13 protein-coding genes are annotated in these 12,184 nt (G+C 63.8%); all 13 read right to left on the reverse strand.

Features of this window, described 5'->3' with window-relative positions; all coding sequences use genetic code 11:
• Position 1 precedes the first annotated feature (1 nt).
• Genes CJ010_RS12500 through frr form a run of 13 tightly spaced genes read right to left on the reverse strand, consistent with a single transcriptional unit; the run spans position 2 to position 12,179 of the window.
• Positions 2-457: a CopD family protein gene (locus CJ010_RS12500; protein ID WP_141018332.1), complete on the reverse strand. Its 456-nt coding sequence runs from the start codon at positions 455-457 to the stop codon at positions 2-4.
• On the reverse strand, positions 454-1,068 hold the full coding sequence (gene rnhB, locus CJ010_RS12505; protein WP_141018333.1) for a ribonuclease HII: 615 nt from the start codon (positions 1,066-1,068) through the stop codon (positions 454-456). Before rnhB ends, CJ010_RS12500 begins: the two co-directional genes overlap by 4 nt.
• A complete protein-coding gene (lpxB, locus tag CJ010_RS12510) occupies positions 1,041-2,216 on the reverse strand; it encodes a lipid-A-disaccharide synthase (protein ID WP_141018334.1) in 1,176 nt (391 codons plus the stop codon). The genes rnhB and lpxB overlap by 28 nt, the downstream gene beginning before the upstream one ends.
• Before the next feature lie 4 nt (positions 2,217-2,220).
• Entirely contained in the window at positions 2,221-2,991 is a 771-nt protein-coding gene (lpxA, locus tag CJ010_RS12515; protein ID WP_141018335.1) for an acyl-ACP--UDP-N-acetylglucosamine O-acyltransferase, read from the reverse strand.
• Positions 2,988-3,425 carry a 3-hydroxyacyl-ACP dehydratase FabZ gene (gene fabZ / locus CJ010_RS12520; protein ID WP_141018336.1) on the reverse strand — a complete coding sequence of 146 codons (438 nt, stop codon included), beginning with the start codon at positions 3,423-3,425 and terminating at the stop codon, positions 2,988-2,990. The genes lpxA and fabZ overlap by 4 nt, the downstream gene beginning before the upstream one ends.
• A 5-nt stretch (positions 3,426-3,430) precedes the next feature.
• Positions 3,431-4,456, reverse strand: a complete 1,026-nt coding sequence (gene lpxD, locus CJ010_RS12525; RefSeq protein ID WP_141018337.1) for a UDP-3-O-(3-hydroxymyristoyl)glucosamine N-acyltransferase — start codon at positions 4,454-4,456, stop codon at positions 3,431-3,433.
• Positions 4,457-4,471: 15 nt separating this feature from the next.
• Complete coding sequence (locus tag CJ010_RS12530; RefSeq protein WP_141018338.1) at positions 4,472-4,972, reverse strand: OmpH family outer membrane protein; 501 nt, start codon at positions 4,970-4,972, stop codon at positions 4,472-4,474.
• 34 nt (positions 4,973-5,006) lie between these two features.
• Positions 5,007-7,364, reverse strand: a complete 2,358-nt coding sequence (gene bamA, locus CJ010_RS12535) for an outer membrane protein assembly factor BamA (RefSeq protein ID WP_141018339.1) — start codon at positions 7,362-7,364, stop codon at positions 5,007-5,009.
• Between the two features lie 8 nt (positions 7,365-7,372).
• Entirely contained in the window at positions 7,373-8,737 is a 1,365-nt protein-coding gene (gene rseP, locus CJ010_RS12540) for an RIP metalloprotease RseP (RefSeq protein WP_141018340.1), read from the reverse strand.
• Complete coding sequence (ispC, locus tag CJ010_RS12545) at positions 8,737-9,936, reverse strand: 1-deoxy-D-xylulose-5-phosphate reductoisomerase (protein ID WP_141018341.1); 1,200 nt, start codon at positions 9,934-9,936, stop codon at positions 8,737-8,739. The genes rseP and ispC overlap by 1 nt, the downstream gene beginning before the upstream one ends.
• A 16-nt stretch (positions 9,937-9,952) precedes the next feature.
• A complete protein-coding gene (locus CJ010_RS12550; RefSeq protein WP_141018342.1) occupies positions 9,953-10,780 on the reverse strand; it encodes a phosphatidate cytidylyltransferase in 828 nt (275 codons plus the stop codon).
• Positions 10,773-11,573: a polyprenyl diphosphate synthase gene (gene uppS / locus CJ010_RS12555; protein ID WP_141018343.1), complete on the reverse strand. Its 801-nt coding sequence runs from the start codon at positions 11,571-11,573 to the stop codon at positions 10,773-10,775. The genes CJ010_RS12550 and uppS overlap by 8 nt, the downstream gene beginning before the upstream one ends.
• A gap of 48 nt (positions 11,574-11,621) precedes the next feature.
• Complete coding sequence (frr, locus tag CJ010_RS12560) at positions 11,622-12,179, reverse strand: ribosome recycling factor (RefSeq protein ID WP_141018344.1); 558 nt, start codon at positions 12,177-12,179, stop codon at positions 11,622-11,624.
• Positions 12,180-12,184: the final 5 nt, after the last annotated feature.

The raw sequence follows: 12,184 nt of genomic DNA on the forward strand, positions 1-12,184 counted from the left end.
ATCAGTAGCCCAGTCCCAGGGTCGCGAGCGCGATGGTGAGCAGGCCGAGTCCGAGGTTGAAAGCGACGCGGCTCCGGATCCGGTTCATCGCCACGGCGCCCTGCGCCCAATCCTCCCGGCCGACGGCGGAACGCAATGCCCGCCAGGGGCCGAACCAGATCGATACGAAGATCGCGATCATGACCGCGCCGGTGAGTGCCATCAGGTGCCAGGCCTTGGGTGCCTGCCCCATCCCGACTTCCAGCAACATGGCGATTCCGGAAAGCAGGATCAGCGCGATCGCGATCCAGACCAGACCGAAAAAGCGCGACAACACGCCGGACCACAGCGGCAGGCGCTGGGCGGGTGGGAGCTGCGTCGCTGCCGGCCGCAGGCAGCCCCAGGCGAAGGCCATGCCGCCAACCCAGACCACGACGCCGACCAGGTGCAGGAAGAGCATCAGGTGGTGCAGAGTCATGCGCCCTCCTCCTCTGTCCACAGTGGCGGATTGATCAGCAGGTCGCGAACCGGTGCGAAGCTGCGGCGATAGAAATCGGCGACACCGTGACGCTTCAGCGCGGCCAGGTGCGCGGCCGTCGGATAGCCCTTGTGGCCGGCGAGTCCGTATTGGGGGTAGCGCGCGTCGAGCTCCCTCATCCCGGCGTCGCGAACCGTCTTCGCCAGGATCGACGCCGCGGAGATGGCCGGCTCGGTCGCATCGCCCTTGACGATGGCGCGCGCCGGGATGGACAGCGGCGGGCAGCGATTGCCGTCGATCAGCGCTTCGCTCGGTGTTATGGCCAGCGCCGCAACGGCACGCTGCATCGCCAGCATGGTGGCGTGGAAAATGTTGAGGCGGTCGATTTCCTCGACACTGGCCTCTGCCACAGCCCAGGCCAGGGCCTGCTCGCGGATCAGCGGCGCGAGTCGTTCGCGGGCGCGTTCGGTAAGTTTCTTGGAATCGGCAAGGCCGACGATGGGCCTTGCAGGATCGAGGATCACGGCAGCGGCGACAACCGGTCCGCAAAGCGGGCCGCGGCCGGCTTCATCGATACCGCAGATCAGGCGGGCAAGCGGCTGGGCTGGCATGCGGGTTGGTTCATGAGATAGGGCAGAATGGCTGCCGCCGCGCGTTCGGCGGTGTTCTGCCGCAGGCTCAGGTGCAGTTCGGCGAAGCGTTGCTCGAGCGCTGCACAGGCAGCCGGATCGTTCAACCAGTGGGCGAGCGCGTCAGCCAGCTTGACCGGCGTGGCGTCGTCCTGCAGCAGCTCCGGCACCAAGGTTTCGCGGCACAGGATGTTGGGCAGCCCCACCCAAGGCAGGTAGGCCATGCGCTTCATCAGGCGGTACTGCCACTTGCCGATGCGGTAGCTGATCACCATCGGCCGTTTGAGCAGCGCGGCCTCCAGGCTGGCAGTGCCGCTGGCCACGAGCACGGCGTCGGCCGCCGTCATGGCATCGACTGCGTGGCCGAACAGCATGCGGATCGGCAGCTCGGTACCGTTGTTGCGGGCGAGTGCCTCGTCGAAAAGCTCGCGGGTCTCGCGGGTCGCCAGCGGGACGAGGAAGCTGACATCCTCGAAGCGCTGGGCAAGGATCGCGGCGGTCTCGATGAAGGTGTCGGCGAGATTGCGGACCTCGGACTGCCTGCTCCCGGGCAGCAGTGCGATGATCTTGCGATCGGTGGGCAGGCCGAGCCGTTCGCGGGCGGCCGCGCGATCGGGTTCCAGCGGAAAGACGTCGGCGAGCGGATGGCCGACGTAGCTGACCGGCACGCCCGCGCGATCGTAGAGTTCCGGTTCGAAGGGGAACAGACAAAGCATGCGCGTCACCGAGCGCGCGATGCGCTTGATCCGCCCGCCCCGCCAGGCCCAGATCGAGGGGCTGACGAAATGGATGGCAGGCATGCCCGCGTCCTTGACCTTGCCTTCGAGCCACAGATTGAAATCCGGCGCGTCGACGCCGATGAAGGCGGCCGGCCGTTCGCGACGGATCTGCTTCAGCAGGGTTTTGCGGATGGCGGAGAGTTGCCGATAGCGCTTGAGCGCATCGACGTAGCCATGCACCGCGAGCAGCTCGGCTGGCCAGCGTGCATCGAAACCTTCCGCTTGCATCTTGGGCCCGCCGATGCCGAAGAATTCGGCGTCGGGCAGATGGCGTTTGATGGCGCGGATCAGGTGGCTGGCAAGCAGGTCGCCGGAGGCTTCTCCGGCGACCATGGCGATTCTCGGCGGCATGGTTTCACCTGACGATGCCGCGGCTGGACTGGGCGATGAACTCTGCGAGCGGTGCGACTTCCGCGTGCTCGGCGACGATCTCGGCAATCTTCTCGCGTGCTTCGTCGAGCTTGAGACCGGAGCGGTAGAGGGCACGGTAGGCGCGCTTGATGGCAGCAATCGCTTCGCTGCTGTAGCCGCGACGCTTCAGGCCTTCGCTGTTGATTCCGTGGGGCGCGGCGGGATTGCCGGCCACGGTGACGAAGGGCGGAAGATCCTGCAGCAGCACCGTGCCGACGCCGCAGAAGCTGTGCGCGCCGACGCGGCAGAACTGGTGTACGCCGGTGAAGCCGCCGAGAATGGCCCAGTCGCCGACATGGACATGGCCGGCGAGCGTGGCGTTATTGGCGAAGATGGTGTGATCGCCGACCTGGCAGTCGTGGGCCACATGCACGTAGGCCATGATCCAGTTGTCGCTGCCGATGCGGGTGACGTGGGCGTCCTGGCTGGTGCCGACGTTGAACGAGCAGAATTCGCGGATCGTGTTGCGATCACCGATTTCGAGCCGTGTCGGCTCGTCGTCGTATTTCTTGTCCTGGGGAGATGCACCGATCGAGCAGAACTGGAAGATGTCGTTGTCGCGGCCGATGCGGGTATGGCCCTCGACCACCGCGTGGGGCCCGATGCGCGTGTTGTCGCCGATCTCGACGTGCTCGCCGATGATGGAGTAAGCGCCGACCGAGACATTCGTGCCCAGCTTTGCCTTGGGATGAACGATAGCGGTCTGGTGAATCATGGCAAGGTCTTGAGCGCGCACATCAGTTCGGCTTCGGTGGCGATCTCGCCACCGACGCGGGCAACGGCCTTGTATTTGTAGATGTTGCGCTTGCTCTGGGTGATCTCGACTTCCATCAGCAACTGATCGCCCGGCACGACGGGCCGCTTGAAGCGCACCGCATCGATCCCGGCAAAATAGACCACCGAGTTCTCGTCGGGCTTGACGCCCATGCTCTTGAACGAGAGCACGGCAGCGGCCTGAGCCATGGCTTCGACGATGAGCACGCCGGGCATCACCGGGTGATGGGGAAAATGGCCGGGGAAGAACGGTTCGTTCATCGTCACGTTCTTGAGCGCAAGGATGCGCTTGTTCTCTTCCAGCTCCAGCACCCTGTCGACCAGCAGGAAGGGATAGCGGTGCGGGAGGTACTGGACGATTTCGTTGATATCCATGGCGATCAGGCGGAGTCCTGTTCTTCTAGGCGTTGTTCGAGGGCGCGTATTCTATCCGCGAGACCATCGAGATGGCGCAGGTGGGCGAAGTTTTTGACCCAGTCCGCGTGGGCTTGGACGGGTAGATTGGCGGTGTAGACGCCGCGCTTGTGGATGGACTTGGTGACCAGCGTACCGGCGGAGATCACCACATCGTCGGTTATGGTGAGGTGACCGATGATGCCGGCTTGACCGCCTATCATGCAACGGGCGCCGATCTGGGTGCTGCCGGCGATGCCGACGCAGCCGGCGATGGCGGTGTAGTCGCCGATACGCACGTTATGGCCGATCTGGATCTGATTGTCGATCTTCACGCCCTTGCCGATCACCGTGTCGTCGAGCGCACCGCGGTCTATGGTGGTGTTGGCACCGATCTCGACGTCGTCGCCGATCACGACACGGCCGACCTGCGGAATCTTGACCCAGGCACCGTCCTGTTCGCGGGCAAAACCGAAACCGTCGGAGCCGATGACGGCGCCGGCGTGGATGAGGCAGTTCGCGCCGACGACACAACCGGGGTAGATCGTCACCCGTGGCGCGAGTCGGGTACCGGCGCCGATGCGCACGCCGGCGCCGATGTGGCTGCCGGCTCCGATGACCACATCCGCCCCCAGTTCGACGCCCTCGCCTATCGTCGCTCCGGCCCCAACCGAAGCGCTGGCCGGCAGCACGCTGGCAACGTCGGTCAACGGATGGATGCCGGGCACGACAGCGGCGGGCGGATTGAACAGTTGCGCCACGCGGGCGAAATACAGATAGGGATCGCGGGTGACGATACGCGGGCGGTCGGCCAGCAGGTCGCGCGCAGACTCGCCGACGATGACCGCGGCGGCCCGGCTCGACTTCAGGCGCGACAGATACTTGGGATTGGCGAGGAAGGAAAGATCGCCCTCGCCTGCCTGGTCCAGGGTTGCCACGCGACGCACGGTGACGGTGGCGTCGCCCACGAGTTCCCCGCCCAGTCGCGCGATCAGCTCATCGAGACGGAACATGGGCCGGGAAGGGGCTTACTTGCCCTCGGACAGGGACTTGATGACCTTGTCCGTGATATCGATGCGCGGGCTGGCGTAGACCGCTTCCTGCAGGATGACGTCGAACTTTTCGGCCTCGGCGATCTGCTTGACGGTACGGTTGGCCTTGTCGAGAACCGACGCCAGTTCCTCGTTACGGCGCTGGTTCAGGTCTTCACGGAACTCGCGTTGCTTGCGCTGGAAGTCGCGATTCAGGTCGTTGAACGCGCGTTCCTTGTTGCGGCGGTCAGACTCGGCCATGGTGGCGCCGTTACGGTCGAGGTCTTCCTGCATGCTTTGGAGGTCCTTGGCCATGCGCTGGAGTTCCTGGTCGCGCTTCTCGAATTCCTTTTCCAGGCGTTGCTGGGCCCGTACGGCGGGGCCGGCTTCACGCATCACGCGGTCGGAATTGACGAAACCGATCTTGGTTTCCGCGTGGGCCACCTGGCTCATGCCGATCAATGCCACTGCAAGCACGGAGAGGGTGCTGACTTTCACTTATGCCTCCAACAAGACTCGATGTGCCGGGTGATCAGAAAATGCTACCCAACTGGAATTGGAACCGCTGGATCTCGTCGTCGCTTTCTTTCTTCAGCGGCATGCCGAGGCTGAATTTCAGCGGGCCGATCGGCGAGTTCCACGCGAACGCCAGGCCGGTACTGTAGCGCAAGTCGCCGAACTTGAGCTTTTGGTCCTCACCCCACACGTAACCGGCATCGAGGAAGGCGGAAATCCGGAACGAGCGGTCGGAACCCGAGCCCGGCATCGGGAAGTAGAACTCGGCGTTGCCGACGATCTTGCGGGTGCCGCCGATTGCGTCGCCATCGGAGTCCTTCGGACCGAGCGTGCTCTGTTCGAAGCCGCGCACCGAGCCGATACCGCCTGCGTAGAAGTTCTTGTAGAACGGAACTTCCTTGTCGCCGTAACCCTTGGCCCAGCCAACGTCGCCGTTGAGCATCAGCGCATAGTCGCGGCCCAGCGGGAACCAGTGCTGGTACTGGTAATTGAGCTTGGTGTAGCGCAGCTTGCCCGGCGGAACGGCCACTTCGGCGTGGGCGCGCTGATACACACCCTTGCGCGGGTAGAGGTAGCTGTCGCGGCTGTCGCGCGACCAGCCGGCGCTCGCAGTAAGGCTGTTTACCGTTACAGTGCCGACGCCGTACGGGGACGTATTCCAGGCCGAGGGGGTCGTCGGTTCAGTCTCGCCGTTCTCGCAAGCGCTGTTGTATTCGATACAGAACTTCCGGTACAGCTCGGAGCTTTCCTGATAAGTCGTGATCTTGGTGCGATCGATGGTCAGGCCGAAATTGATGCTGTCGTCTTCGGCAATCGGGTAGCCGAGGCGCAGGCCCGCACCGGTGGACACCGTCTTGTAGGGCGACACCGAGTAGGATTCCGACGGGTCATAGGTGCGGTGGTAGAGGTCCCAGCCCAGGCTGACGCCGTCGACCGTGTAGTACGGATTGGTGAAGGACAGTGCGTAGGTGCGGCTGGAGCTGCTGGTGTTCAGACCCAGCGTCATCGCGTTGCCGCTGCCGAAGAGGTTCTGCTGCGAGATCGAGGCCGACAGCACGACCTTTTCCGAGCTCGAGAAACCGGCGCCCAGCATCAGGTTGCCGGTCGCGCGTTCCTTCACCGTCATGTTCACGTCGACCTGGTCGGTCGTGCCGGGAACCGGCGGAGTCTCGACATTGACCTCGTCGAAGAAGCCGAGCCGATCGACACGGGTGCGGGACCGGTTGATCGCAGCCGAGTCGTACCAGGCGCCTTCCATCTGACGCAGTTCGCGCCGCACGACCTCGTCGCGCGTTTTGGTGTTGCCCCCGACGTTGATACGGCGCACATACACGCGACGACCGGGGTCAACAAACACGGTAAATGCCACCTCGCGCTTTTCCTTGTCGACTTCCGGCGCGGCATTGACGTTGGCAAAGGCATAGCCTTCGTTGCCCAGTCGGTCGGTGATGGCCTTGGTGGTCTCGGTGAGGCGCTCACGCGAGAAGATCTCGCCCGGCTTGATCGTCGCCAGCGCAAGGTATTCGGATTCCGGGAGGATCAGGTCGCCGGTGAAGCGCACGCCAGTGACGGTGTAGCGCTCGCCCTCGGTGACGTTGACGGTGATGTAGATATCCTTCTTGTCCGGCGTGATCGACACCTGGGTGGAGTCGATGTTGAAGTCGAGGTAGCCACGGTCGAGGTAGAAGGAACGCAGGTTCTCGAGGTCGGCGGACAGCTTCTGGCGCGAGTACTGGTCGTTCTTGGTGTACCAGGTCAGCCAGCCCGGCGTCGTCAGCTGAAAGCGTTCCAGCAGTTCGTCCTCGTCGAAGGCCTTGGCGCCGACGATGCCGATCTGGCGGATCTTCGCCACATCGCCCTCATCCACCGTGAAGTTGATGCCGACGCGGTTGCGTTCGAGCGGCGTCACGGTGGTGGTGATGGTCGCCGAATACTTGCCGCGCGACAGATACTGGCGCTTGAGTTCCTGTTCGGCCTTGTCGAGCAGCGCGCGGTCGAAAATGCGCGACTCGGCCAGGCCGACTTCACGCAGGCTCTTCTTGAGCGCGTCCTTGTCGAATTCCTTGATGCCGACGAAATCGATCTGCGAGATCGCGGGCCGTTCGTCGAGGAGCACGACGAGAACGTTGTTCTCGACCTCGATCTTCACGTCGCGGAAGAAACCGGTGGCGAACAGGGCGCGGATCGCGTCCGCTGCCTGCCCTTCGTCGAAGGTGTCGCCGACCTTGACCGGCAGATAGTTGAACACCGTCCCCGCCTCGGTGCGCTGGATGCCTTCGACCCGGATGTCCTTGACTACGAAAGGTTCGAACGCGAACGCCGGCGCAGCGGCGAAAAGGGCCATGATCAGCCCTGGGAGAAGCTTGCGGTTCATGCAGGTAATTAGCCGGAAATGAGACGGTTTATGTCGTTGTAGAACGCAAATGCCATAAGCAGTGCGAGCAGGACGAGACCGATTTGTTGCCCGATCTCCATGATGCGTTCCGGAATCGGACCGCCTTTTATGATCTCGATCGTATAATACAGTAAATGCCCGCCATCCAGCACCGGGATGGGCAGCAGGTTCAGGACGCCCAGGCTGATGCTTATCAGCGCCACGAACTTGAGGTAATGGCCGAGACCGAGCTGGGCAGTCTGACCGGCGTAATCGGCTATCGTCACCGGGCCGGAGAGGTTTTTCCAGGATACTTCGCCGGTAAACATCCGTCCTATCATCTGCAGGCTCAGCACACTGGTTTCCCAGGTCTGGCGGACGGCCTTGGCAAAGCCTTCGATCGGTCCGTATCGAACCCGGGTGAACATCGACACGCCGCCGCTTGCCGCTTCGGCAACGGCCACTCCGATGCGGCCGAAGCGCTGACCTTGCTCGTTGGCCTCGTCCGGGCGCACGCTCAGCTCGAGCATTTCATTGGCGCGGCGAATCTGGAAGAGCAGCACTTCGCCTGCCGAAGCGCGCACCTTGGCGACCATCGCGCTCCAGCCGTCGATGGCTTCACCGTCGATCGAGATCACTTCGTCGCCACTGCGCAGGCCGGCACGCGCGGCAGCGCCATCTTCGGCTACCTTGCCGAATACTGCCGGAATCAGCGGCCGCCATGGCGACACACCGATGCGCGCGATCAGGTCGGTCTGACCGTCGTCGACCGGGATGCCGGTGAGGTCCAGCGTACGCAGGGTCTCGACGTCTTCCAGCGTCCGGATCTGCAGGACGACGCGACGGTTGTCGAGCGCGTGTCGCAACAGTACCCAGCGCAACTCCTGCCAGCTCCGCACCTGTTCGTCATCCACTGCCAGCACGAGATCGCCATCCTGGATGCCGGCTGCCGCGGCCGGCGTGCTCGCCGCCGTCAAGGCCAGGCGCGGGCTCAGTTCGTCGCTGCCTGCAACGAAGATCCCCCAGTAAAGTGCGATGGCCAGCAGGAAGTTAGCCAGCGGGCCCGCCGCGACGATGGCGAAACGGCGGAGTACGGGCTGGCGATTGAAGGCGCGATGACGTTCGGCCGCAGCAACCTCGCCCTCGCGCTCATCGAGCATCTTGACGTAACCACCCAGTGGAAAGGCGCCCAAGGCCCACTCGGTGCCGTCGCGCCCGGCACGCCGAACGAGCAGCGGTTTGCCGAAGCCGACGGAGAAACGCAGCACCTTGACGCCACACCAGCGCGCAACCAGATAATGGCCGAGCTCGTGGATCAGGATGAGCAGGCCGAGCGCGAAGGCGAACGGTATGAGGTAATCAAGCAGGTTCATCAGTAGCGCCGTCGGCTGTGTATCTCTTCCCGCGCGATCCGGCGGGCGTGGCGATCCGCGTCGAGCACGGCATCGACGGAATCGACCGCCAGTTGCCCCGTCCGTTCCATTGTCGCCGAAATGACTTCGGCGATACGGCGAAAACCGAGGACGCCGTCGAGGAAGGCTGCGACCGCTTCCTCATTGGCGGCGTTTAGGACTGCAGGGGCCGAACCGCCCAGGCGCAAGGCCTCGTACGCGAGCGCAAGACATGGAAAGCGTGTGAAGTCCGGCCGCTCGAAAGTGAGGCGCGCGATCTCGAAGAGGTCGAGCGGGCGGACGCCGGCTTCGATCCGTTGCGGCCAGGCCAGCGCATGTGCGATCGGTGTGCGCATGTCCGGATTGCCGAGCTGGGCGACGACTGAGCCGTCGACATAGTCGACCATCGAATGAATCACGCTCTGCGGATGGACGACGACCTCGATCAAGGACGCCGGGGCACCGAACAGCCAGTGCGCCTCGATTACCTCCAACCCCTTGTTCATCATGGTGGCCGAATCGACGGAGATCTTGCGGCCCATCACCCAGTTTGGATGGGCGCAGGCCTGCTCGGGCGTAACCGACTCCAGTGCATCGAGCGGCGTATCGCGAAACGGCCCGCCGGACGCGGTCAAAAGAATGCGCCGTACGCCGCAGGCGGTGGGCTGGCGACCGTAGTCAGGCGGCAATGACTGGAAGACCGCATTGTGTTCGCTGTCGATCGGAAGCAGGCGAGCACCGCACGCCGCCACTGCATCCATGAACAGCTGTCCGGAAAGAACGAGCGCTTCCTTGTTGGCCAGCAGGATCTTCTTCCCCGCATGCGCGGCTGCGAGCGTCGGGTTCAGCCCGGCGGCGCCGACAATGGCCGCCATCACGGCATCGACATCGTCATGCGATGCAACGGCGTCGAGTGCCGTGGTGCCGGCGAGTACTTCAGTCTTGCAACCCGCGCGCTTGAGACTGAGCGTCAGCTCCCGTGCCGCTTGCGCATCGACCATGACTGCGTAGCGCGGTGAATGACGGACGCAGATCTCGGCCATACGTTCGGTCTGGCGGTGGGCCGTGACGGCGAAGACGGCGAAGCGATCCGGGTGGCGGGAGATGACGTCCAGCGTGCTGGCGCCGATGGAGCCGGTAGCACCCAGGATGGTGATCTGCTGGATACGGGAGGCAGACATAGGGCGGATTGTATGGTCAGCGGGTGAGCCAGAGTGCGGCAAGGCCCATCAACGGTAGCGTGGAGGTGAGACTGTCGATGCGGTCGAGTATGCCGCCGTGTCCGGGTAGGATGTTGCCGCTGTCCTTGACGCCCGCTTGGCGCTTGAGCAGAGACTCGAAGAGATCGCCGATGACGCTGATGGCGGTCAGCCCGAGCAGCAAGGGAATAAGGGTAAGGAGCGTCGTGACGGACAAGGGGCGCAATCCGCTTGCGTGAACTGCCAGGATGCCGAACAGCACGACGCCAGCGGCGGCACCGTAGGCGCCTTCCCAGGTTTTCCCCGGGCTGATGTTGGGCGCGAGCTTATGCCGGCCAAAGGCGCGACCAGCAAAATAGGCTGCAATATCCGCAACCCAGGCAACCGACAAGGCTGCCAGGAGTACCCACGGGCCGAGCTGCCGCAAGTGAGCGAGGGCGAGCGTCGCCGGCAGCAGCACAATAAGGCCGACCGCGACACCGGAGGCTATGCTGCCGATCTGCCACTTCCGGGCCAGCCACCAGGGCATCGCCAACACCCAGAATGCCGCACTTGCGAGGTAGAGCGGTGCGAGGGCTCTGGGGTTAGATGCCCCCTGCTCGCCCAGGCCGGCGACAAGGCCGAGCAGTAGCGCCGCCGCTCCGGCAAACACGGCAAAGGCGATGTGCAGGCCGGACTGAAAGCGCGCAAGCGTGCCCCATTCCCACGCGGCAGCACCGCAGATTGCCGCGCAGAAGGCAAGCCACAGGACAGCCGGGAACAGAAAGAGGGCAGCCAGAAGCCCGAACAGCAGGATGAGTGCGGTGATGATCCGCGTTTTAAGCATGGGTGCCCGGATCGGTAAGCGGAGCCGCTGCTTCCGGTTTGCTCTTCAGTTGTTCGCTCGTCCGGCCGAAGCGACGCTCCCTGCCCTGATAGGACGCGATCGCCTTGGCGAGCTCGGCGGCATCGAAATCCGGCCACAAGGTGTCGGTAAAATACAGTTCGGTGTAGGCGAGCTGCCACAGCAGGAAGTTGCTGATGCGCTGCTCGCCGCCGGTACGGATGAACAGGTCGGGTTCCGGCGCGTAGCTCATCGACAGCTCTGCCGCGAGATCGTCCTCGTTGAAGTCGCCCGCTCTGTCCGGGTGGCGTTGCAACAGCCGCTTCACCGCGTTCATGATGTCCCAGCGTCCACCGTAGTTGGCCGCGATGGTGAGGGTGAAGCGGGTGTTGGCGGCAGTCAGGCTTTCTGCCTCCCGGATGGCGGCGATCAGCTTGGGCTCGAATCGTTCGAGATCGCCGACGACACGCAGGCGGATACCGTTCTGGTGCAAGCGATTGGCTTCCTTGCGCAGCGACTTGATGAAGAGCTGCATCAGGAAGGAGACCTCGTCGGCGGGCCTGCGCCAGTTCTCGGAGCTGAAGGCGAAAAGCGTCAGGTACTCGACGCCGCGATCCATGCAGGCGCGTATGGTTTCGCGGACCGACTCGACGCCGCGCGTATGGCCGGCGATGCGCGGCATGAAGCGTTTGCGTGCCCAGCGCCCATTGCCGTCCATGATGATGGCGATGTGGCGTGGAACCTCGGCGACTTCGGGGATGCCCCGGGTCGAACTGCTGAAGCCTGAAGTGCCCATGATCCCCTACCCCGTATCGTCCGCTTGGGAACAGTCGATCCGGAGGGATCAGATCTGCATCAGTTCCTGCTCTTTCTGCGCGAGCTGCTTGTCGATCTCGGCCACGTACTTGTCGGTGAGCTTCTGGATGTCTTCCTGGGTGCGACGCTCGTCGTCCTCGGAGATCGTCTTGTCCTTGACGGCATCCTTGAGGTGCTGATTGGCATCCCGACGGAGGTTGCGCACTGCAACCTTGGCCGTTTCGCCTTCCTGGCGCACGACTTTGGTCAGGTCGCGACGTCGCTCTTCGGTGAGCGGTGGCATCGGCACGCGGATGATTTCGCCCATGTTGGCCGGGTTCAGACCAAGATCGCTGTCGCGGATGGCCCGCTCGACCTTGCCGAGCATCGGCTTTTCCCAGGTCTGGACGCCGATCGTGCGGGCATCGATCAGGGTGATGTTGGCAACCTGATTGATCGGCACCATGGAACCGTAGTACTCGACCTGTACATGGTCGAGCAGGCCGGTATGGGCGCGACCGGTACGAATCTTGGCGAGGTCGGTCTTGAGCGCCTCGAGCGACTTCTGCATCTTCTGCTCGGTCGCCTTCTTGAGTTCGGAAATCATGCGCG

Origin of the sequence: Azoarcus sp. DD4 (assembly GCF_006496635.1) — a bacterium.
GTDB lineage: Bacteria > Pseudomonadota > Gammaproteobacteria > Burkholderiales > Rhodocyclaceae > Azoarcus.